The sequence below is a fragment of the Neolewinella maritima genome, from assembly GCF_923081025.1.
GTDB lineage: Bacteria > Bacteroidota > Bacteroidia > Chitinophagales > Saprospiraceae > Neolewinella > Neolewinella maritima.
Genome location: NZ_CAKLPZ010000001.1, coordinates 929,290 through 952,017, shown reverse-complemented (window position 1 = coordinate 952,017; position 22,728 = coordinate 929,290). Strand labels below are relative to the sequence as shown.

Below are 22,728 nucleotides of genomic sequence, written 5' to 3'. Positions count from 1 at the left end.
CGTGTAGCGCAGCCGGGCGCGGTCGCAGGTGCGGTGTACTTAGCCTAACAGGATATTTTCGGGCAGTGCGGGTAATTGGTCCCAAGCACTCAGATCCATACGTAGGGCTTGCGTGAGCAGGGCGGGCCAGGTCGTAGGTAGGGTCGTCGGGGGGACAATGCGGGTCAGGCCCAGACGTTCCAGCGCTTCCATCTTAGCCTGTTGTTCGCTGAATGGGCGTGGCTCGGGTTGACTGAGGAAGGGCACCCGCGCGGCCCCCACTTCCATCATTGTGTTGGTGCCTCCGCTGCCTACCACCACGTCGGCGGCCTTCAGGTAGGGGAAGGTGTCCGGAGTGAAGCCAATGCAGTGCAGGTTAGCGGGTGGATCGATCAGCTCCCCTACCCTGCCGACCAGCAGAAATAGCCAGTCGGGACACTTCCGCGCAATCTCCTTCCAGGTCCCCTGCACCTCCCCGATAGCTATCGAGGCTCCGCCCGCCCCATTTACTACCGTGACGATCTGCTGATCGATGGCTAGCTGCAACTGTCGCCGGCACTGCACCTTAGTCTCCCGCCGCTCGTCGTAGCGACTGAAGGTGCCCAGGTAGGTGGTCTTTTCGCGTACCCAACCGGGGGTATGCGCATCGTCCAGGGCCGCGGGAAAGGGCGCGATGAGGTGATCGGCCAACTGAAAGGCAGCTACGTGCGCCGGGTCATCGCGGTGACCGTGCAGCCGTACTAAGGCCACCCGGCAACCGCACAGCCGTACGAATAGCGCGATCTCGACCGATAGGTCCACGATGAACAGCGCAGGCTGGTGTACGGCGATCCACTGGGCCAGCATGGCCATGCGCTGCTGTACCCCGGGCAGACCAATGGGCGCATAGTGTAGGACTTTGTGCTGAAGCATGTCCGCGGCGGGGTCGCGCGTCGTGCTCACGTCGGCGGGTAGCACATGGACCTGCCCACCCCGCCAGCCATGGAAGTAGTCCGGCGCGGAGGTGAAGACGTGAATGGGAGCAGCGGTAACCCAGCGCTCGGCCAGTAGCTTCGTACGGGTAGCGTGTCCGCTCCCGTGATGGTGGACGTAGAACGCGACGGGCGCCAGCTCAGGCGACGACACTGACGGAGGGGCGGCGGGCGGCGGGAACGACGGCGGGTAGCGGATGCACCTGCGGCACGAGCTTGAGGTACAGCTTCTCGTAGTCGCTGATCATACGGCCGATGGGGAAGTGAAATTCCGCCCGGCGGCGGCAGGCGGCGCGGTCCAGCTCGGCGGCACGGGGCATCGCGGCGGCCATGGCCTCGATGTCGCACTTGGGTACGATGATGCCGCAGCTTTCGTCCAGGATCTCTCCGGCCGCCCCGCTGTCGAAGGACACGATCGGCGTACCGCAGGCCAGCATTTCGGGTAGGACCAGTCCGAAGGGCTCGTCCCAGGTAGAGGTGAACAGACCGACGGCGGCCCGGCCGGCTTCCTGACAGATCCCCCGGTGGTCCAGGTGACCGATGTAGGTGATGTCGTCGTCGAGCCGGGGGGCGATCTCCCGCTCGAAGTAGGCGTGGTCGTAGATGCTACCGGCCAGCCGCAGCTGGTAGCCGGCCCGCTTGGCGGCCTGGATGGCGTACTCGGGTCCCTTCTCCGGACAGAAGCGCCCGAACCAGAAGGCCATGGCGGGCTCCGCCTCGGAGGTCTCCTGCCAGCGGTCTACCTGTATCCCATTGTGAATGACCTTGCAGTGGGTGATGTCGGTAGCCCACTGCTCGGCCACGCTCTGGCTGACGGCCACGAACTGGTTGCCCAGGTACGGACGAGCCAGGATCACGCCGCTCTGTAGCGAGGGAAAGGGCGGACAGTGCAGGGTGGTCACCATCGGGCAGCCTAGGGTATGGGCCAGCGCCAGGGGCAGGAAGTGCAGGCAGTTGTTGTGCACTACATCGAAGCCGCCCCGCTGGATGGTGGTGACGATGTCCATGTAGGCGTGGAACTTATTGACGAAGTTGAGTCCGAAGCCAGGCTCGTTCTGGAAGAGGTCTTCGGCCCCCTCCTGCTCGACTGCGTTGAGCGTGGGTTCAACTACCTGGAAGCTCTGGTCGGAATCCCGCAGTGCAAACAGGGTGACGTCGTGGCCATGGCCCATCAGCTCCTGGGTCAGGCAGTGGGTGTGCATTTCAAGTCCACCGTGGAATGGTTCGCTGATGGGGAACTTCAGGTGGGCGATAATCGCAATTTTCATCCGGTAAATTGGGTGTAACTGCTGATCGATCGGAGTAAACGTAGTCCCGATCGATCATTTTGCTCAGATAAAAGAAGGTTGTACGTTCCCCTAACCGTCATATTTTCGTTTGTGTTCCGAAATGTGCAGCTTTTAAAACAAATCGTTGTCCTCCCGGAGCTCGCATTAGTCGATTAATCCGTACCGCCCTAATCCTTTCCCCGCTCCGCAGAGTTTTCTCACAAACTACCCCTTCATGGTTACCATCTTCCCCCTTTCCCAGGACAATATGCTCGGCTTCACCCTCGACGGAGAGGTCGATGAGCCCGGTATGCGCAAGCTGCTCATGGCCATTGAGGCCAAGGTGGTCACCCACGGTAAACTGCGGCTGCTGGGCAACATCAAGAACGTCGGCGGCTTCAGCAGCTACCAGGCCTTCTGGAACACCGTCAAGGCTAAGAAGGACCTCTGGGAAAAGATCGAGAAGTACGCCATCCTTACCGACCACGGCTGGCTCAGCACCCTCAGCGGCGGCATCGATTTTCTTACCCCCCGCATGGAAGTGAAGACCTTTAAGCTCAACGAGGGCGAGCTGGCCCACCGCTGGCTGCAGGCATCCACCGAAGCGCCCCCCACCTCGGAGGGCGTCAAGACCATCGACCTGGGCAACGACCGGCTGCTGGGCCTGGCCATCGTCGGCAAGCTCTACCCCGCCGACTACGACCGCATCAATGTGCTCGTAGAGGAAAAAGTACGCCACCACGGCAAGGCCCGTCTGCTGCTGGAGGTGGTCACCACCGAGGGCATCAACGCCCGCACCCTCTGGGAAGACCTCAAGGCCAGCATGAAACTCTACAAGGATGTAGAGCGGGTAGCCATTATCGGTGATCAGTCCTGGCTCAAGACCAGCGTCAAGCTATCCGACCTGCTCACCCCCGGGCTGGAGCTGGCCGCCTTCTCCTCCGTAGAGCACAAGCGGGCCATCGCCTGGCTGGACTAAGCCTAGCCCGCGCTGGTGTCCGTACCCCGCCGCGGCCGGATGATGAGTCGCAGACTCTGGTTGTAGTTGATGTAGTTGTACAGCCAGTTCAGGAAGACAAAGATCTTGTTGCGCGTACCCAGGATGGCGAACAGATGCACCAGCAGCCACACCAGCCAGGCCAGGATGCCCCCGAAATGAAATTCGGGTTTGGGGATATCCACTACGGCACGTGCCCGCCCGATCGTGGCCATACTTCCCTTGTCGTTATAGGAGAAGGCTTCCCAGACCTCGCCGCGCAGGTGGCGGTAGCGTAGGTTCTTGGCCAGGTGCTCCCCCATCTGAATAGCCACTTGCGCCACCTGCGGGTGTCCTTCCGGGAAGTCCGGCTCCTCCATATAGGCTACGTCGCCGATGGCGTAGATACAGTCGGTACCCGCCACGCGGTTGTGGCGGTCTACGGCCAGCCGGTTGCCGTGGGTGATGGCTTCCTCGGGCAGCCCCGGGATCGGCATTCCCTTCACGCCCGCCGCCCAGATCACTTTCTGACTGGGGATCGTACGGCCGTCCTTCAGTGTGACCAGCCGGCCGTCGAAGTCGGTCACCCGGTTGTTCAGGATCACCTTCACGCCCAGCTCTTCCAGGTAGCGGAGGGCCTTTGCGCTACTGCCGGCACTCATGCCCTTCAGGATCACGTCGCCAGACTGCACGAGGTAGATATCGAACTCTTCCTGTACGTGCAGTTCGGGATAGTCCTTGGGCAGTACGTGGGTCTTCATTTCGGCCAGGGAGCCGGCCAGCTCCACGCCCGTGGCTCCGCCGCCTACGATGACGATATCGACCAGTTCCTGTCGGTCCTGGTAGGAGGGGGTGGTCAGCGCGTCTTCGTAGTCGTCCAGGATCGAATTGCGCAGGTAGAGTGCCTCGCTGACTGACTTCATGGGCAGGGTCAGCCGCTCCAGTTGTTTGTTGCCGTAGTAGTTGGTGTCCGCGCCGGTGGCTACGATGAGGTGGTCGTAGTTGCAGTGGCCCAGGGGAGTCTGCAGTTGCTTGGCGGAGGTGTCTACGTGGGTCACCTCGGCCATGCGGATGAACATATTCTCCCGCCCCTGGAAGAGCTTGCGGAAGGGGAAGACGATGCTACTCGGCTCCAGTCCCGACATGGCTACCTGGTAGAATAGCGGCTGGAACTGGTGGTAGTTGTTGCGGTCGATGAGTACGACCTGGAAGTCAGACTTCGCCAGCTTACGGGCCAGTTGCAGACCGCCGAAGCCGCCCCCTACGATGACCACGCGTTCCAGTTCGCTCTCCGGCAGATTTATCTTAGTCGTTGGATCCATACGGGGTGTAAGTTAGCACCGCTAGCGAAGGTTCAGGTGCTTCGCTAGCTATCGCGGCCGGTGCGGTGTTTGCTACCAATGAGTTATCTTGACCAGCTAACCTATTTGCTGCTCGATCATGCCAAAACAATCTATTCCTACCCGCCGCCGCTTCCTGCGCACCGCCGCTACGGCTGCCGCGGCCTTCACCATCGTCCCCCGCCACGTGCTGGGCGGAAAGGGCTATAAAGCACCCAGCGATACGGTCAATATCGCCGCTATCGGTGCCGGCGGCAAGGCTAGTAGTACCATCCCCCAGATGGCCAGCGAGAATATTGTGGCCCTATGCGACGTGGATGTATCCATGAGTGAAAAGCTGCGCTCCATGTTCCCCAAGGCGGGCTTCGAGATGGACTACCGCGTGATGCTCGACAAGTACGGCAAGGATATCGATGCCGTCGTCGTCTCCACCCCCGACCACACCCACGCCATTGCCGGTTTGGCCGCCATGGGTATGGACAAGCACGTCTACATCGAAAAGCCCCTGGCCCGTACCATCAGTGAGGTACGCGCCCTTACCGAAATGGCCAAGTCCAAGCCCCAGCTCATCACCCAGATGGGCAATCAGGGCGCCAGCGGCGAGGGCATCCGCCGCACCCAGGAGCTGGTCGAGGCCGGACTGATCGGTGACGTACACACCGTATATGCCTGGACCAACCGCCCCATCTGGCCCCAGGGCGGCAAGCTCCCCCAGGGCACCGACCCCATCCCGAAGGATTTCGACTGGAACCTCTGGCTCGGCCCCGCCGCCATGCGGCCCCACAACAATGCCTACCACCCCTTCGCCTGGCGGGGCTACTGGGACTTCGGCACCGGTGCGCTAGGCGATATGGGCTGCCACATCATCGATACGCCCTTCTATATTCTCGACCTGGGCTACCCCACCAGCGCGGAGGCCAGTGTAGTACAGGTGTTCAGTAAAAACTGGAGCCCCGACTACAACCCCGGCACCTGCCCCCCGGGCTCCAAGATCCACATCAAGTTTCCCGCCCGCGGCGAGAAGCCCCCCGTAGAGCTGATCTGGACCGACGGCGGCATCCTCCCCGGCACCCCCGAGGAGCTGACCGTAGACCAGAGCCTCAACCCCAACGGTATCATCATGGTAGGTACCAAGGGTAAGCTTATGGCCGATGTATACGGCGCCGACCCCACCCTGCTACCCACCGCCCGCATGGATGAGATCAGCGTACCCGAATCTATCCCCCGCGTAGCCACCAGCCACGAGATGGACTGGGTGAACGGCATCAAGGAAGGTTACCAACCCAGCAGTCACCTCGGCAAGGCCGGCCCCCTTACCGAGACCATTCTCATGGGCAACCTGGCCGTACGCGGCTACGACTACCGATTCCCCAAGGGCGACCAGACCGAGGCCACTGATGACGACGAGTACGAAGTACGCGGCCGCACCCGTCTCAACTGGGACGGCGAGAACATGCAGGTGACCAATGTGGATGAGATGAACGCGTTCGTGTCTCCGCAGTCTGAGCGGTCGTTTTAGGTTTTAAACACGGAGTGCACGGATTTGGGGCACGGATTTTCACGGAGGTGTGGATGATGGGATGGCTCCGTGAAAATCCGTGCAATTAAATCCGTGTCCCTCCGTGTTTAGATCCCCTTAGTCCAGCAGCCGCCAACTGACCCCCACCCGCAGTGCCGCGTCCGGATAGGGATGCTCCGCCGTGAGGTAGAGGAGCCGGTTGGTCAATAAGGTCTGCGCCTGCACGAACTTTACGAAGAAGCGGAAGCGCGTGACCCGCAGGCTGAAGAAGGGATCGACCTGGACGGCGAAATCCGTACGCTGCGCGTCCTGCAGCTGGAATTGCTGCAGCACGGGGTTGTAGTAATTGGGCTGGAAGCTGGAGGCGTAGCGGATGTCCATACCCAGATTCACGTTTAGCACCCCGAACCACTTGCCGGCGTAGTACAGACTGTGCTCGCCGTACAGCTGAGGCAGGCGAAAGACCGTCTCATCGGCTTGCTGTAGGAGTACGCGATTGTCTAGCCGGTAGCTGCCGAAGCGGAAGTTGCGTTCGGCCGTGAGTTGTAGGATGCTGTTCGGACCGGAGCTCTGCACCGGCGTGCCCGCCGCATCGAAGTAGATGTAGTTGGTGAGCAGACTGTAGGCCAGTCCGGCACGGATGCCGACGAAGGGCAGGGTGTAGGCCCCCTCCAGACGCAGCTCGAGGGTCTTGGCGAAGTCGCGGGCGTAGAGCTCGCTGCCGTTGAGCAGATAGGTACGCTGCAGAAGATCGGGGGCGTAGAGCTGGTTGAGGCCCAGCAGTTCGAGCTTACCGGCCCGGCCCAGGTCGAGGGTACCGGCGGCCTCCACGCGGTAGTCGCCAATCTGGCCCAGGAGATTGAGTTGGGCGTCGACGAGGAATTGTAGCCGGTCGCTGGGCCGCAGACCTACGCGGGCGGTGGCCAGCACGAAGTTGGCGGTACTGTCTCCATTGTCGCGCAGTACGCGATGGAGCTGGTGGATCAGGCTTACTTCCAGCACGTCCTTCTGTACGGTTTCCCGGCTGCCCGACTGGCTGCGGCGGAAGGTGGATAGCCCCAGCTCATTGCTGATCACGTTGTGCTGTAGCTGGCTGCGCAGTCCGCGGGTGTCGAGGTCCAGGGCGGGATAGCGGTTGTAGAAACTACTATCGCCCGCCTCGCGCAGACTACTCATGCGGTAAGCTCGCCGGTCGATGCGCAGCTGGTGCTTGACGGTGAAGGCGCGGCGCTCCCGCCCAGTGAGCGTATCCGTAGCCGCGCCGAACTGCAGGTACTGGGTAGCCGACACCTGCCGGTAGCTCTGCCGCTGGAAGGTGCTGGCCAGGTAGGGATCCAGGGTGGCCAGGTCGCTGAGCTCGCCGATCTGTGCGGCATCGATATCGACGATACCGCCATTCTGCTGCTCCTCGAAAGTGTTGGCCGAGAAGGTGAAAAAGCCGCTGTAGCGACTGCCCGGGGGGCGTACAGAAAGGCCCGTAGACACCTGGGTATTGCGCACCGCCGAAGCGGGGTACTGATCCTGATCACCGGTCTGGAATATGCGGTCATAGTCCAGCAGCAGGTTCACGCCGTCGGCGAAGTTGCGGCTGAAGCGGGCGGTCAGGCGGCCGTCGTTCTGCTCGCTACCCCGCAGGTAGCGCAGGTAGGTAAAGGGACGTTCCAGCCGGTAGAAGTCCAGCTCATCCACCTCCACCCGGTAGAGGTCGAACTGACGCTGCCCCACCTCCAGTCCCCGCCGTCGGACGGGCGTATACCGCAGCGGATAGGCCGCCGAGCCGATCTGGCCCAGGGTAGCGTAGTCGAAGTCCACCGTCCGGTCCGGCTCGTAGTACTGAAAGCTATTGAGCAGGCTATCCGCAAAGCGACGCTCCTGATTAGGATTCTCTACGCGGTAGATGAAAATGCCAAAGGTATCGGGCAGCACCTCCCGCTGTTGCTGTGGTGTACCCCGCCGGGCCGAGGCCGCGTCATAGTCCGGGTCGTCGGGATCAAGCTGCCCCCGGTCACTGGGATCCAGCACCTGCGCCCCCGCCCCTACCGCGTACAGCAGCAGCCAGAGTCCCCACACATACTTCCATTGCACCATACCGCTCCCTACATTCTACCTAAACCAACGCCCCAAGGACACCATTCTCCCCCCACCCGTTGCCCGCCCCTACCCGCGAAGCGGTCTACCCCCGAAGGGGTCTACCCAGCCGAAGGGGTCTAACCAGCCGAAGGCGATCTACCCGCGTAGCGGCCTACTTAACCAGTTTCGGATTCATCCCCATCTGGCTAAAGCCCCCATCGTGGTACAGGTTTTGCATGGTCACGTAGCGGGTGAAGTCGCTGAACAGGCTGGCGCAGTACTCGCCGCAGGCCCGACCCGGGGCATTGCCGAGGGGCGACATCGTATCCGCATAGCCGAAGAACTCGTCGAAGCCCTTGACGCCCTTGCCGGCCGTGGTCATGGTGGGCGACTGGCTGATGGTATTGACCCGCACGTGGTTCTTCTCGCCGAAGTGGTAGCCGAAGCTGCGGGCGAAGGATTCGAGCAAGGCCTTGGACTCGGCCATCTCGGAGTAGTCGGGGAAGGTGCGCTGAGCGGCGATGTAGGTCAGGCCCAGGATACTGCCCCAGTCGGCCATGTGATCGCCCTTGTAGAGCACCTGACACATCTTGTGGAAGCTGATGGCCGAGATGTCGAAGGTCTTGAGCATCCATTCGTGCTTCAGGTCGGTGTACTCCTTGCCCTTGCGGACGTTGAGCGACATACCGATGGCGTGGAGTACGAAGTCGAGCTTGCCGCCCAGGATCTCTTCCGACTTGGTGAACAGCGCTTCGAGGTCTTCGATGCTGGTGGCGTCGGCCGGGATGACCTCGGCGCCGAGCTTCTCGCCGAGCTCATCCAGGGAGCCGAAGCGCAGGGCGACCGGGGCGTTGGTGAGGGTGAACTTGGCACCCTGCTCCGCGCAGACCTCGGCGACCTGCCAGGCGATACTCTGATTGTCGAGGGCTCCGAAGATGACGCCGCGTTTGCCGGCGAGAAGTTGACTACTCATGCGTTTGGTCGTTTTGCTGACGGGTGAAGGTACGTAAGCGGTACCTACCCGCGATGCTCCGTACGACTTGCGGTTGCGGCAGCTACGGGTTACATTAGCCAGTAGTCACATTCACTACCTCCATGGCAAAAGCACGTCGCAAACGCAAGGCCGCCCGTACGGGCACGCCCCCTCAGATCAAACGCTTCTTTCTGGTGACCGCTACGGTCGTGTTCATCCTGCTCGTACTGATGTACCTGTTCGCCTTTTAGGGGCGGCTTCCGGACTGCAGCCGCTCGCGCACCGAACGCACGATCTCCGGCAGCTCGGCCGTCTCCAGCACGCGCTTATGGACCACCACCGGAGTGGTAAAGCGGGGTACGCCCTGCCGGCTCAGCAACTGTACCCGCATATCGTAGAGGTTGGCCGTACGCACCACGTCGTAGCGGTAGGTCTGCGCCTCGTTGTCGTAGGTGAGCACGAAGTAGAACTCCAGGGGCAGCGGCCGGCCCACCAGTAGAAGCAATGGCGCGTCGAGCATCTGATTTTCTCCCTCCCGCAGGGGACGGAAGCGACCGGTAAAGGAGGGGTACTCACGAAATTCGGCCCGAATGCCCGCCGCGATCAGAGTATCCCGGGCCGTCAGTAGCATGCTGCGGTTCAGCGTGAGGGGGTCCATGGGTCCGGTACCGGCGTGTAGTTCAGGATGCGGTAGCCAGCGGCCCGTGTGGATCTCCCGGTACGTCATGGGGCCCAGCTGAAGCTTGTAGTCGAAGGCCGGGAAGGTGGGCGCGTAGTAGCCGGGGTAGTAGTGGGTGAAGTCCTGCTGCATCCCATACTGTACCTCCAGTAGCATCGTGAATACCCCCAGGCTGTAGCCGGCATAGGCCGGATCGTAGATACCCGCTTTGGTGTAGATCACGCGCCGGCCTACGTCGAAGTAGCTGAAGGCCACCAGGCGCTCGCCGTCGTAGACCCGAAACAGCTGTGTATTGAGGACCCGCTCGCCGTCTTCATTCATGACGTTGTACTCCAGGTCCTCGCGGGTCTTCTCGGGGTGGACGTCCATGTACAGCCGGTTGACGCGCAGCAGCTCCCCGTCGGGGAAGCGGGCGGCCTCGTGCACGATGCGGAAGCGCGCGGAATTGCGGCGCAGCAGCTTGCGGTGGCGCTTTTTAAAGGTGAAGTCCTGTAGGGAAAGGCGGATCTGTAGACAGCCGTGCAGCTCGTCGTCGTCCGTACGCAGGTAGTCGCTGGTGTAGATGGACTGCCCCGTAGGTCGCCAACCACTGGCCAGAAACTCGTCGAGTTGCTGGGGAGCGATGACTTTGGTGGGGTGGATAATATGAGTGGCCAAACGAGATGCGAACTGGAACACGGAACAAACGCAGCGTAAAGGTAATCGCTGGGGACCGGTGTTTGTTCTATCCTCTGGCCTTCGTTCGTAGGAGATGTTGCGTCAACGCTACCAGGGAATACGCACGGTAGCCGGGAAGTGGACTTCCGGCCGAGCAGGCTGCTGCCCTGACCAAGAAAACGTGCCCGAGGGGGATGATCGGGAAAGTCCTGACACCGCATCGATTCGATCCAGATTAGTTGCAACCACGTACATTTAGCAGCCGCACGCTAGCTTTAGGTTCGATCCTCCTCCAGGCGGCACCCTCCTTAACATGTGGGAACATGGGGGGTACGCTGCGCATACTGAGACCGTTTTAAAGGGTGTGTCAGAAGGTTCACTTGCCTCCTTACCACACCAGCTATGCAGAACGGACGATTCGATGTAGAAGCGCCGAGCGGAGAGGGGCCATCCGACCCTCCGGCCGGCAGCGTCTTCTCGATGGTACTCCGTGCCAGATCGAGGTGGGTGGTGGCGCTAACCAAACGGCGGAATCAGTCTATGATTTTAGGCTGATTCTCACTTATTGTTTTAGAGGTACTATATAATGAACAACTACTCGTTTGATATTTTTGACACACTACTCACACGTAAATTTGCTAATGATAAAGGTGTTTTCGTTGCATTGAGGGAGCAGCTTAAGGGAATAACTAGATTAGAATTCCCTGATTACTTCATCGATGAATTTGTCAATCTCAGGGTGCGTGCGCAGAAAGTAGCGCATGAGACGTCCTCCTTCCCGGAGATCACGCTCCGTGAGATATACACGGCCCTGGGTTCAGAATTCCATCAGATCGAGGCGGAGCACCTCGAGCTCCTTCAGGAATTGGAAGAAGCCATCGAGATCGACAGCTGCTACCCTATACCACAGAATGTCTCTAGCGTGGTCAAGATCATCGAATCCGAACAGAACGTCTTCCTGATCTCAGACATGTACCTCAGCAAGGCGGTTGTCATGCAAATGCTTGAGAACGCTGACGCTCGCCTAACGGCTATCCCCCTGTATTTATCGTCTGAGCTAAAGCTGCGCAAGTCAGACGGAACGCTGTTCAGTCATGTCTGTACCGATCAGAATATCCGGCCAGCGTCACTTATCCACACGGGTGACAATTTCGAGAGTGATTGCGTCATGGCCAAGCGCATGGGGGTGAACTACATATTCTACCGAGATCCCGTTCTAAGTAGCATTGAACGGAGTTACTTCAGGGAAGAACAGAATATATTCCTACAGCTCTTTGCCGGCGCGAGTAAGCAAACACGGCTTGAGGGATATGACCTAAAGCCGTCGTATCGGCTTGGGGCAAGTTTTATGGGACCTATGTTCTACGGCTTTGTCCATAATTCATTGAAGCAGGCAGTTGACGAGGGGATCAAACGACTCTACTTTCTGGCACGGGACGGCTACCTGCTGAAGATCATCGCAGAAGAGATCATCGCCTGTTTTCACTACGATATTGAGATCCGTTACCTATACACGTCCAGACAATCCACCTACTTCGCCTCGATTTTCTGCCTCACCAGCAGCAGTTTCCAGTGGATCTTCCAGGAGATGGACAATGTGATCACGTTCAACATTGTCGCAAAGCGTTTACACTTCAGGGCCGATGTACTAATTGATCATCTCGGTGCCGATCTGAGGCAATCCCTTATTGATAACGGACTGGATCATAGACTCACGAGAAAATTGATAAGCCGTTTACAAAACGAACTGCTGAGCAATACTAGCCTGAAGGCGAAGGTAGAATCGAGCGCGAGCGTTTACCGGGAGACTGTCATTAGCTACTTCGAGCAGGAAGGACTTCTTCAGGATAAGCGTGTCGGCTTTATTGATATAGGATGGAAGGGAACGCTTCAGGATACTATTTTCAGGATCCTCAAAAGTAAAAAGCCTACTTTCGAACTGATCACTTACTACTTAGCGGTCACCCACTTCAGTGCACATACCGCTCCGGAGAACAGGAAGGTACCCGCTTACATGTTTCCATCCATCCGGGCGGGGAAAGGCCCCATCCTCGAATTACTGCTGCAGTGCGAACACGGAACGACCCTGAGTTACCGTAAAGGTGATAACGGACGATTCGAGCCCGTGCTGAAAGACCCCTCCGTGCATCTCGAGGCGTGGGGACTGAATAACTATGCGGAGGGCATCCAGCGCTTTTCCCGTACCCTTAGTCGATCCCTGGCCGCATACCCCCATATCGAGACCACGTATACGGCGATCACACCCATTCTTATCGAGATGCTAGAAGATGCTACTCCTGAGGTAGCGGCTACCCTCGGAGATCTTTTCTATAGTGGTAATATCGAAAACTCCAATATCCGGGTGTTCGCTCCGCCGTTCAATATTTCGCGGGCGTTAAGCTATATCATTTCCAGCAGGAAACGACAAAGTGCCTACACCCAGTGGTTTGACGGGTCTTACTCCCGGAGCCCACTGCTTCCGCGGATAGTGGTTCAGCTTGATCCCCGACTTACCTTATTGAATATTACCAAAAAGTATATCAGCAGAGAAGAGCTAATGGAAAAGCGACAACACGTAAAACGATTCGTTCAGCTGCATCTCGATTTTATTCGTAGATAAGGTGCAGCGTTGCCGTTCTATTCTGAGTCATCATCCAGGATCATCGGCCGTGGGGCGCTACACCAATCTGCCCCAGCACCCGTTCCCGCTCCTCCGGCGTATTGGCGTTGGTGAGCGGACGCCCGTCCGGCAGGTCCACGACCGCTACGTCGCTGTTGATGAGCAGCTTGCGCGGACAAGCGTAGCCCAGACTCAAAAACTGCAGTAGCCGCTGATAGGCCCGCGGCTCGTAGATCGCCACCAGCGGCTCGGGCCAGGGTTTGCCCGGACCGCGCACCGCGGTAGCCAGTCGGTCGGGTCGGCGGGCGGTCAGGAGCGTGCGCAGCGTCGCCTCATCCAGCAGCGGCAGATCGCAGGCCAGCACCAGCCAGGCGGCATCGGGGGCCGACAGGAAGGCCGAGGCGATGGCACCGGCGGGCCCCAGTCCCAGAAAGCGGTCGGCTACCAGGGGGAGGTCAGCGACATTGGCTGCGAAAGTGGCATCACGTACCGAAAGGTGTACGGGTAGCTCCAGACTACGGCACAGGTCCCGTAGCCGCTCCACTTCTGTTTGTCCATCGCGGTAGACCAGGCGGGACTTGTCCGCCCCCATCCGCTCGCTCTTGCCGCCGGCCAGGATCAGGGCACGTAGCGGTGGCGTGGCTGCCTGCAATAGCTCTAGTAGCTTCGGCAGGAGCGTATCAACGGCGGAGAAGGGTAACACAGCCGGCGCGCTTTCCTGCGCCTCTACGTGCTGCTGTAGCCAGTCCGGAACGGTCTCGGTGTCGACCAGTACGACGGCCAGCACATCGCTGAGTTGATCTTTTCTGCGCACCAGCGTCCCCGCCTTGGCCTCGTCTACAAACACGATCTGACGGGCGGCCGGGTAGTGGTTGCCGTTGACGAGGGCCAGGTCGTACTGTCCGCCCAGTAGCCGGTCGTCGAAGGCGTTCCAACTGGCGTGGGAGGAGGTGAAGTGCTTGCGGTCGGAGCGGATCGAGGTAGCAACCTCCGGCGCGGTGTGCTCTCCGGTAACCAGCAGCGTACGGTAGTCACCGAGCTGCTGCATCCAGTCGCGCATCACGGCTTCCATGCGGGCACAGGTCGAGCCCACGAAGGCCAGTTCAGTGCGGGCATACTGCCCCAGGGCGGGACGGGCGAGGGGGGGATGCTTGTGGTGCATGGCGATCTAGCGTAAGGACAGGGGGAGAAAGTCAAACGCCTCACCGGCCGAAAAGGTAGTGCGGCCCCGTGGCAGTACGCAGAATCCGTCGGTCCGCAGCAGACTCAGCAGATCGCCGCTGCCGCCGTGGTCCAGGGGGCTGGCCCGCTGCTCCCCGCTTACCGACGCTAAACTCACCTGCTGAAACAATTGCAGGTCCGGCACGAAAGTCACCTCCCGGGTAAGCACGGCCTGCCGGGCCGGCCGCACCACCCCCAGTTGCTGACGCAGGAACGGCCCCACGTAAGCCAGGGCGCCCACCAGGCTCGACACGGGATTACCGGGCAGGGCAAACACCATAGTCTGCGTGCTGCGCCCTACCCAGAGCGGCTTACCGGGCCGCTGGGCTACGCGGTGGAACAGCCCCTCTACCCCGGCCGTGGCTAGCCAGTCGGGCACATGATCGAGCTTACCCTTGGATACGCCGCCGTTCAGTAGTAGTAGGTCGTGATCGGCCAGGAGCTGCCTGAGGAGCTCCTGCCCGAGCCGGGCTTCATCGGACAGGTGGCTTACGGTCGGCTCGATACCTACATCGCGGAACAGGCCGGCCAGTTGCCAGACGTTAGAGCTGCGGATCTGGTGCGGTAGCGGCGTCTGCTGTACGGGTACCACCTCGTCGCCGGTAGAGGCGATCGCTACGCGGGGCCGGCGGGCTACGGTCACCTCCCCCACGCCGTAGGTCGCCAGCGCGGCCAGTTCGGCGGCACCGATGTAGCGGCCCGGCTCGAGCACGCGGTCGCCGGCCCGCCCGTCGTTGGCGCGGCGGTGGATGCTGCGGCCGTCCTCCACGCCCTCGGGGACGATGAAGGCATCGCCGTCGCGCTGCAAATCTTCGTAGCGGATCACGGTAGTGGTGCCGGGGGGTAGGGGCGCGCCGGTCATCACTTCTACGCAGTGGGAGGGGTCCGTCAGGGGCAGGGGGGCGGTACCCGCGGGTGCGGTGTGGGCTACGGGAAAGCGACGTCGGCTGCGGTAGGCCGCGTAGTCGATCGCGATACCGTCCATGGCTACCCGGTCGAAGGGCGGCTGATCGCGGTCGGCGTGGACGGTCTGCCGCAGCACCCGGCCGGTCGCTGCGTGCAGGGGGATGGTTTCGTTGCCCCAGTCAAAGGACTGCTGGAGAACGAGCTGGAGGGCGGCCTGGGGGTCGGTCATGGGCGGGGGATGTCCGGTAGAGGATGCTACAGATCGAAGTTATTGACGAATAGAGACCGCAAACTAGTGGTCCCGAGCGGGACCAATTAGTCTAAAGTCTTCAAACGTACTCGATCAATACGTGTGTGGCTTAGCGTAAGCTGAACTGGAAGGGAATGCGTAGACGCCTGACGACCGGCTGACCCTCCGTTACCGCGGGTAGGAATCGGGGCAACTTACGCGCTGCGCGCAGGGCCGCCGTGTCGAGGGGGGCGAAGACCGGCTCGGCCACTCCGAGTACGTGGACCGCCCCGTCAGTCTGCACTTCTACCGTGACGATGACGGTGCCCTCTACGGCATATTCCTGGGCAACGGCAGGATAGTCCAGGTGCTGACGCAGGAATGAGACGAAGCCGGCCCGCCCACCGGGAAATGCTGGCACGGGACGGTTGATAACCGCGGCCTCTCGTATTGCCGGATTAGCTATGGGCGGCGGAACGGAGGGGGCAGCACCGACGGCAGCTACCCTTGACTGGGCGGGTAAAGCAGACAGGCAGAGTAGCAGCAGGAGGGTGAGGGTGATCGTGCGCATAGCGGGTAGGTAGTTATCCGGCTAAGACGACCATTGTATGTAGCGATACGGGCCCGACCGGGTGGAGGCACATGCCCCCTGTAGTACTATGTCTATGTACTAAACCCCGTCTCCGTTACGCCTTCCCTGCTATTTCCCGCCCTGTTACACCGGATCTATCATACCCGCCAGGCGCTCCCTCACCTGGGCCTCCACCTTCGGATCGGTCACCAGCCCCGGCGCGTGCCAGGGTTTGACCCGTGCGTCGATCACCACCGGTCCCCGGCAGCCCCAGTGCTTGTGCTCCGTAAAGCTGTCGATGCCGTGCAGGTCGTGACTCGGATTGGAGCGCGTGAAGGTGGCCCAGACGAAATTGGAAAAGTCGGCGGACAGGAACGTACTGTCGTCACACACTACGATGAGGGGCAGCTCGTCGGTGGTCACCCCGTCTACGTTGGCGTCGAGGAATGGCTGCAGGTCATCGTAGCCGGTGGCTTCGGTAAACTCGGGGCCCTCGATGGCCAGGATACCGGGTACTACGAACTGGGGATTGCCATAGCCCTCCGGCAGGTCGAGCCCTTCGGGGACTACATCACTCAGTTCACGTCGCTTATCTCCCCGGCAGGCCCAGATCAGTTTGCTGCCCGCATTCCAGCCGGAACCGGAGTAGTCGAGCGTATCGATGGTGGTGCGGGTCTGGAAGTGCAGATCCCGCGTGGGGTCGAAGCGCTCCAGCAGGTGGGCGAAGAAAGCCGGCTGATCGTCGGCGTCCAGTGCGGGATCGTCTTCGGAGGCGGCGATGAGACAGTACTTGGCCAGGCTGGTCTGTCCGGAGCCTAGGATGCGGTTGGCCTGGGTGATGATCTCCTCGGGTACCTTATCGCGGAAGGGCATATAGCGTTCCGAACCGATAGCCAGTAGCAGGGGGTGCACGCCGGCCTCGTCGACGGCATTGATCTGCTTGATGCCGGGAAACTCCTGTCCGGTCAGGTCCTTGACGATATGGTGGATCATGTAGCCGAAGCTGGAATCCTCCTGCGGCGGCCGGCCCACCACCGTGAAGTGCCAGAGCGGATCCTTGCGGTGCCAGACGGTATCGACGTCCATGACCGGAAACTGGTGCTGCAGCGAGTAGTAGCCCAGGTGATCGCCGAAGGGGCCCTCCGGCATCTTTTCGTTCTTGCGGATGGTGCCGGTGATTACGAAGTCGGCATCGGCCGAGAGCAGGTGATCGCCGTCCCACGTATAGCCGAAGCGCCGACCGGCCAGCATACCGGCGAAGGTCATCTCACTGAGTCCCTCGGGCAGCGGCATGATGGCGCAGAAGGCGTGGCTCGGCGGACCGCCCACGAACACCGAGCAGCGGAAGGGCTCGTCCGTCTTATTGTACTCCGTATGGTGCACGCCGATGCCGCGGTGCAGCTGGTAGTGCAGCCCGATCTCCTGGTTGAGCGCGTAGTCATTGCCGCTGAGCTGGATGCGGTACATGCCGATATTGGTCTGCATCGGTTTGCGGCTGCCGGGGGGCAGGGTGCAGACCTGCGGCAGAGTCACGAAGGCCCCGCCGTCCATGGGCCAGGACTTCACCAGCGGCAGCTGATCGATGGTCGTGCGGGCGTACTTGATGGCCGGGCGCAGGTGGCGGCGCGGTAGGGCGGTGGCGGCCGTGAGGGGTGCCGAGGCGTAGCGCAGCGGGTTCTTGAAGAAGTTTGCGGGGTCGGCCTTCAGCTCCACTACTTTTTTGACCTTCGGCAGCGTCTTGCGGAACAGGAAGTCGGTACGCGCGTAGGTGCCGTAGATATTTGAGATCGCCTGAAAGGGGGAGCCCTTCACCCGTTCGAACAGGAGGGCGGGGCCGCGGGATGCGAAGACCTGGCGGTGGATCTCGGCCATCTCCAGGTCGGGATCTACTTCGTGGGAAATGCGGAGAAGCTGGCCGGTACGTTCAAGATCATCGGCGGCGGCGCGGAGGGAAGGATACATAGCTGCCCTAATGAATCGGCCATCCCTTTGGTTGTGGGGGCAAAAAATTAGCCCCCGGCCAAAAATGGACCGGAGGCTGTAACGTGTGTATGAGAGACGCCAAAAACAAGATAAAGTCTCTCGCCACGTCGCCTTAAATGTACGTTACCCGACAGTGTAGTAGATTGCCGCCGCACAATAAATGTTCCCCAACCGAGTGGAGCACTCACTAAATCAGGGAATTAATGGACAGCGTTTACAGTACTTTCCCTTTTTAAGGTACTTTTCGCAGCACTTCTTTTTCTTGCCGCGCTCCCGCTTCGTCTCGTTCGTTTTCTTCCGCATGGCTCCTATAACCACTCAACGTATCAATCTGTGGTCATCCCCGCGTAATATCAGCACGGCACTGCTATACGCCTTCGCCCAGCGTGCGGATACGACGGTGGTCGACGAGCCCCTCTACGCCCACTACCTCGCGCGGCAGCCCACTGAAGCCAACCACCCCGGCCGCGACGAGGTACTGGCTACGCAGGAGCCGGACGGCAAGCGTGTCATCCACAGCATGCTCCACCACGACTACGGCAGCCCGACGGTCGTCTTCAAGCAGATGACGCACCACCTCATCGACCTGCCCCGCGACTTCCTCGACGGCATGACCAACGTACTGCTCATCCGCGACCCCCGCGAAATTCTGGCCTCCTTCGGCAAGGTCGTCACCCGGGTCACCGATCAGGACATCGGGCTACCCCAGCAACTCGCCCTCTTCAACTACCTCCGCTCCCGCCCCACTAGCCAACGGGGGGTGCCCACCGTAGTGGACGCTAAGCGCCTCCTGCTGGATCCCGCCACCGTACTCGCCCGACTGTGTGAACGGCTAGGGCTACCCTACACCCCCCATATGCTCAGTTGGCCCCCCGGCCCCAAACCCTACGACGGCAGCTGGGCCAGCCACTGGTACGCCGGAGTACACAGCAGCACCGGCTTCCGCCCCTACCGGGAGAAACAGATCGAGCTCTCCCCCACCCTCTCGAAGATCGCCGAGGCCTGCACCCCCGCCTACCACTACCTCCTCCACCACGCCCTATAACGCCTCCCCTACCCCCCCTAACCCCTTCCCACCTTAACCCCCTAACCCCCTCCCCCATGCTACAAACCCAGAACCCCGCCAACGACAACTTACAGGTCTACATAGACGGCCAGCTCCTGCACCGCGACGCGGCCAAGATCAGCGTATTCGACAGTAGCGTGCAGGGCGGCGATGCGGTCTGGGAGGGCCTGCGGGTGTACAACGGACGGGTGTTCAGTCTGGACGCCCACCTCGACCGGCTCTACGATTCGGCCCACGCGCTATGGTTTCAGAGGGTACCGGAAAGGGATACGGTGATCGACGCGATCCGGCAGACGCTGCTAGCCAACGACATGCGCAACGACGTGCACATCCGCCTTACGCTCACCCGCGGCCGCAAGATCACTTCCGGCATGGACCCCCGGCTGAACCAGGCGGGCTGCACCCTCATCGTACTGGCCGAGCACAAGCCGCCGGTGTACCCCGAGTCAATCACCCTGGCCACCAGCTCCGTACGCCGCAACCCGCCCATGAGCGTAGACTCCAAGATTCACCACAACAACCTGATCAATAATATCCTGGCTAAGATCGAAGCCAATCAAGCCGGAGCCGATGCCGGACTGATGCTGGACAAGGACGGCTTTGTATCGGAGGCTAATGGCGTGAACGTGTTCTGTATCCGGCGCGGAGAGGTGCGGACGCCGTATGCGGACTACTGTCTGCCGGGTATTACGCGGGCGACGATCCTATCACTGTGCCAGGACCACGGTATTCCCCATCAAGAAGCGCGGATCTCGGTGAGCGAGTTCTATACGGCCGACGAGGTATTCACCACGGGCACGATGGGCGAGCTTACCCGGGTCAGGGCGATTGATGGGCGGGAGATCGTGAATAAGCACGGGGCGTCGGTGCTGGAGCGGGTGCAGGCTCACTTTCGGGAGCTGACGCGGTCCGGCGGCACTAAATTACTGTAGATGAATTACTGGATACTGGGGGCCGTCCTCCTCTGCTGTTGCACCTGCGGCCCCGCCCTGCGTACGGATGGGGTGGCGACGGTGTACCCGGATGCGGACTGGGAACGAGCCCGGCCGGATGAGGTAGGTATCGACCCCGACGTGCTGAACGATGCGCTGGACTACCTGAGGACGCACTGCAAGGAGGACGGTCTGGAAGAGGTACTGGTGATCCGGTACGGACAGCTGGTGTGGGCCGGGGACAGTATCGACAAGGTGCACGATATCTGGTCGTGTACGAAGAGCTTTACGGCGGCGGCGGCCGGACTGCTGGCGGCAGAGGGGCGCATCGGACTGGACCAACCGGTAGTGGAGCACGAGCCACTGCTGCGGGAGCACTACCCGGAGGTGACCTACCGCCACTTCCTGACCATGACCAGTGGTTATGACGCGGTGGGGGATAGCCGCTGGGGCGAGCCGAGCCAGGATTGGTCGTGGACCCCCTACGTGCCCGCCCCGCCCCTGTTCGAGCCCGGTACGGCCTACGCCTACTGGGATGAGGCCATGATCATGGCTGGTCGGGCGCTGACGCAGGCTGCGGGGATGAGCCTGAACGCGTACCTCGGGCAGCGGTTGCTAGGCCCCATCGGCATTCAGCAGCGGGAGTGGTGGGGGGAGGGCTACGTGGGGGATTCGGTGAAGATCAACTTCGGCGGCACGGGACTGCGGATGTCGGCCAGTGAGCAGGCCCGCTTCGGTCTGCTGTACCTCACGGGCGGGACGTGGCGGGGCGAGCAGGTGATCCCGGCGGCCTGGGTGGCGGCCTCCATTACCAGTCAGGTACCCGAGGCGCTGGCCCTGGCCGATACCGACCGGCGCGGTACGGACGGCCGGGGCACCTACGGCTACAACTGGTGGATCATCCCGGCTACTGACGACCATCCGGCGGCGGCCTACACCAGCGGGCTGAACCATAATGTATGTCTCATCGTCCCCGCCTGGAATATGGTCGTGGTGCGCATGGGGGTGGACGGGAATCCGGCGGCGGGTAAGCAGGTGGTGTACACGGAACTGCTGCGGCGGCTGGCGGTGGGGGTTTCGCCGCGGAGGACGCAGAGGGAGCGGAGGTAAGCACACTCCGCGTCCTCCGTGTTCAGGCTACTTTTTGAGCGTCAACGAATAGACGTCCTTGCGCCGGTCCCGCAGATTATGCACGCTGCCGTGTTCGTGTAGCTCTTTGAGCAGATCCAAGTCTACGTCGGCCACCAGGATCATTTCGGTATTGGGGGTGGCTTCGGCCTTGACGCCGTTGCTGGGGAAGGCGAAGTCGCAGGGGGTGAAGACCATGGACTGGGCGTACTGGATGTCCATATTGTGCACCTTGGGCAGGTTACCGACCGAGCCGGCGATGGCTACGTAGCACTCATTTTCGATGGCGCGGGCCTGGGCGCAGTGGCGCACGCGGCTGTAGCCGTTCTGGGTGTCGGTGAGGAAGGGGACGAAGAGGATGTCGACTTCCTGATCGGCCAGCAGGCGGGGCAGCTCGGGGAATTCGACGTCGTAGCAGATGAGGATGCCGATCTTGCCGCAATCGGTGTCGAAGGCCCGCAGCGTGTGGCCGCCTACCATGCCCCAGACCTTGGCCTCGTCGGGGGTGACGTGCAGCTTATAGAACTTCTCGACCGTACCGTCGCGCTTGCAGAGGTAGCCGACGTTGTACAGCTTGCCGTCTTCCTCCACCGAGGGCATGGAGCCGGTGATGATGTTGATGTTGTAGGAGATCGAAAACTCACTGAATTTTTTGACGATCGGCTCGGTGAACTCGGCGAGCTTGCGGATCGCGACGGGCTCCTTCAGGTCGTTGTAGGCCGCCATCAGCGGGGCGTTGAAGAACTCCGGGAAGAGCGCAAAATCGGAGCGGTAGGCCGCCAGGGCATCAACGAAATATTCGGCCTGCTCGAGCAGGTCTTCGAGATTTTTGTAGGAGCGCATTTGCCACTGCACCAGTCCGAGGCGTACCACGCTCTTGTCTACGCTGGCCTTGCGACTGGGGGCGGTATAGTAGACGTTGTTCCACATCAGCAGCGCGGCGTACTCCTTGCTTTCGTGATCGCCCTCGAGGTAGTCCTTGATGATGCGCTTGACGGCGAAATCGTTGGCAAACTGAAAGTTCAGTACGGGGTCGTGGATGTCCTTCGACTTGACCGCCTCGATGTACTGTCGGGGGGTAAGCTCGTCGGCGTGCAGGTGGTACTTCGGCAGGCGGCCGCCGAAGGTAATCCCCTCCAAATTAAGCTCCTCACAGAGCTCCTTGCGGTAGTCGTACATGCGGCGGCCGAGGCGAAGTCCGCGGTACTTGGGGTGCACGAATACATCTACCCCGTAGAGGGTGTTCCCGTCGGAGTTGTGGGTCAAAAAGGTATAGTCGCCGGTGATCTCGCGGTAGGTATGCCGGTCACCGAACTGCTTATAATCTACGATGATGGCCAGGGCACAGCCGGCAAGCTCGCCGTTGATGTGGACGGCGATCTGTCCCTGCGGAAAGATGTCGATGAGTTTCTGGATGTGCTCGCGGTCCCAGGAGGCTTCGGGCAGCACGGCGTAGGCCTCCTCCATAATTTCACGCAGCCGCTCGTACTCATCGATGGAGAGGTACTTGAGTTCGACCTTCTCGATCTCCGCATGGGCGGCGAAGTTCTCGACTTCCGGGGTAGAGGGGCTAGCCATAGGGGTGGTTTTTCGGTTGGGGTAAAGAGAGGAAACGAAATGATAGCGGCCTAAGTTGGAGG

18 protein-coding genes are annotated in these 22,728 nt (G+C 61.0%); 7 read left to right on the top strand and 11 right to left on the bottom strand.

The features are described 5' to 3' along the window. Window positions 1-39 precede the first annotated feature (39 nt). Both MJQ68_RS03840 and MJQ68_RS03835 read right to left on the bottom strand, forming a co-directional pair. Entirely contained in the window at window positions 40-1,104 is a 1,065-nt protein-coding gene (locus MJQ68_RS03840) for a glycosyltransferase (protein ID WP_238749656.1), read from the bottom strand. Continuing rightward, window positions 1,091-2,218, bottom strand: a complete 1,128-nt coding sequence (locus MJQ68_RS03835; RefSeq protein WP_238749655.1) for a glycosyltransferase — start codon at window positions 2,216-2,218, stop codon at window positions 1,091-1,093. The genes MJQ68_RS03840 and MJQ68_RS03835 overlap by 14 nt, the downstream gene beginning before the upstream one ends. A gap of 235 nt (window positions 2,219-2,453) precedes the next feature. On the opposite strand from MJQ68_RS03835, the gene MJQ68_RS03830 reads away from it, so the two are divergent. Continuing rightward, window positions 2,454-3,197, top strand: a complete 744-nt coding sequence (locus tag MJQ68_RS03830; protein WP_238749654.1) for a SpoIIAA family protein — start codon at window positions 2,454-2,456, stop codon at window positions 3,195-3,197. A 2-nt stretch (window positions 3,198-3,199) separates the two neighbouring features. Here MJQ68_RS03830 and MJQ68_RS03825 read toward each other — a convergent pair whose 3' ends face one another. After that, entirely contained in the window at window positions 3,200-4,516 is a 1,317-nt protein-coding gene (locus MJQ68_RS03825; protein WP_238749653.1) for an NAD(P)/FAD-dependent oxidoreductase, read from the bottom strand. A gap of 118 nt (window positions 4,517-4,634) precedes the next feature. Between MJQ68_RS03825 and MJQ68_RS03820 the strand changes: the two genes are divergently transcribed. Beyond that, window positions 4,635-6,053, top strand: a complete 1,419-nt coding sequence (locus tag MJQ68_RS03820; RefSeq protein ID WP_238749652.1) for a Gfo/Idh/MocA family protein — start codon at window positions 4,635-4,637, stop codon at window positions 6,051-6,053. A 117-nt stretch (window positions 6,054-6,170) separates the two neighbouring features. Here MJQ68_RS03820 and MJQ68_RS03815 read toward each other — a convergent pair whose 3' ends face one another. Both MJQ68_RS03815 and MJQ68_RS03810 read right to left on the bottom strand, forming a co-directional pair. After that, entirely contained in the window at window positions 6,171-8,141 is a 1,971-nt protein-coding gene (locus MJQ68_RS03815; protein WP_238749651.1) for a putative porin, read from the bottom strand. A gap of 154 nt (window positions 8,142-8,295) precedes the next feature. Further along, window positions 8,296-9,096 carry an enoyl-ACP reductase FabI gene (locus MJQ68_RS03810; RefSeq protein WP_238749650.1) on the bottom strand — a complete coding sequence of 267 codons (801 nt, stop codon included), beginning with the start codon at window positions 9,094-9,096 and terminating at the stop codon, window positions 8,296-8,298. A 122-nt stretch (window positions 9,097-9,218) separates the two neighbouring features. On the opposite strand from MJQ68_RS03810, the gene MJQ68_RS17925 reads away from it, so the two are divergent. Further along, window positions 9,219-9,347 carry a hypothetical protein gene (locus tag MJQ68_RS17925; RefSeq protein ID WP_264758992.1) on the top strand — a complete coding sequence of 43 codons (129 nt, stop codon included), beginning with the start codon at window positions 9,219-9,221 and terminating at the stop codon, window positions 9,345-9,347. On the opposite strand, the gene MJQ68_RS03805 is transcribed toward MJQ68_RS17925, so the two are convergent. Beyond that, a complete protein-coding gene (locus tag MJQ68_RS03805; protein ID WP_238749649.1) occupies window positions 9,344-10,432 on the bottom strand; it encodes a GNAT family N-acetyltransferase in 1,089 nt (362 codons plus the stop codon). The two genes, MJQ68_RS17925 and MJQ68_RS03805, sit on opposite strands and share 4 nt — an antisense overlap. Before the next feature lie 586 nt (window positions 10,433-11,018). Between MJQ68_RS03805 and MJQ68_RS03800 the strand changes: the two genes are divergently transcribed. Beyond that, window positions 11,019-13,052 carry an HAD family hydrolase gene (locus tag MJQ68_RS03800; protein ID WP_238749648.1) on the top strand — a complete coding sequence of 678 codons (2,034 nt, stop codon included), beginning with the start codon at window positions 11,019-11,021 and terminating at the stop codon, window positions 13,050-13,052. Window positions 13,053-13,092: 40 nt separating this feature from the next. On the opposite strand, the gene MJQ68_RS03795 is transcribed toward MJQ68_RS03800, so the two are convergent. From MJQ68_RS03795 to MJQ68_RS03780, 4 genes are all read right to left on the bottom strand, one after another. Further along, a complete protein-coding gene (locus MJQ68_RS03795; protein ID WP_238749647.1) occupies window positions 13,093-14,214 on the bottom strand; it encodes an NTP transferase domain-containing protein in 1,122 nt (373 codons plus the stop codon). Between the two features lie 6 nt (window positions 14,215-14,220). Next, a complete protein-coding gene (locus tag MJQ68_RS03790; RefSeq protein ID WP_238749646.1) occupies window positions 14,221-15,408 on the bottom strand; it encodes a molybdopterin molybdotransferase MoeA in 1,188 nt (395 codons plus the stop codon). A gap of 130 nt (window positions 15,409-15,538) precedes the next feature. Then, window positions 15,539-15,979, bottom strand: a complete 441-nt coding sequence (locus MJQ68_RS03785; RefSeq protein WP_238749645.1) for an energy transducer TonB — start codon at window positions 15,977-15,979, stop codon at window positions 15,539-15,541. 144 nt (window positions 15,980-16,123) lie between these two features. Then, entirely contained in the window at window positions 16,124-17,941 is a 1,818-nt protein-coding gene (locus MJQ68_RS03780) for a UbiD family decarboxylase (RefSeq protein ID WP_238749644.1), read from the bottom strand. Between the two features lie 322 nt (window positions 17,942-18,263). On the opposite strand from MJQ68_RS03780, the gene MJQ68_RS03775 reads away from it, so the two are divergent. From MJQ68_RS03775 to MJQ68_RS03765, 3 genes are read left to right on the top strand one after another with little or no spacing between them, the layout of a single operon-like run. Continuing rightward, window positions 18,264-19,007: a sulfotransferase-like domain-containing protein gene (locus tag MJQ68_RS03775; protein ID WP_238749643.1), complete on the top strand. Its 744-nt coding sequence runs from the start codon at window positions 18,264-18,266 to the stop codon at window positions 19,005-19,007. A 56-nt stretch (window positions 19,008-19,063) separates the two neighbouring features. Further along, window positions 19,064-19,960 carry an aminotransferase class IV gene (locus tag MJQ68_RS03770; RefSeq protein WP_238749642.1) on the top strand — a complete coding sequence of 299 codons (897 nt, stop codon included), beginning with the start codon at window positions 19,064-19,066 and terminating at the stop codon, window positions 19,958-19,960. Continuing rightward, window positions 19,961-21,070 (top strand): serine hydrolase domain-containing protein, encoded by a 1,110-nt coding sequence (locus tag MJQ68_RS03765; protein WP_238749641.1) that lies wholly within the window; start codon window positions 19,961-19,963, stop codon window positions 21,068-21,070. 27 nt (window positions 21,071-21,097) lie between these two features. Here MJQ68_RS03765 and MJQ68_RS03760 read toward each other — a convergent pair whose 3' ends face one another. Beyond that, window positions 21,098-22,666, bottom strand: coding sequence for a carbon-nitrogen hydrolase family protein (locus MJQ68_RS03760; RefSeq protein ID WP_238749640.1), 1,569 nt, complete (start codon window positions 22,664-22,666; stop codon window positions 21,098-21,100). Window positions 22,667-22,728 lie beyond the last annotated feature (62 nt).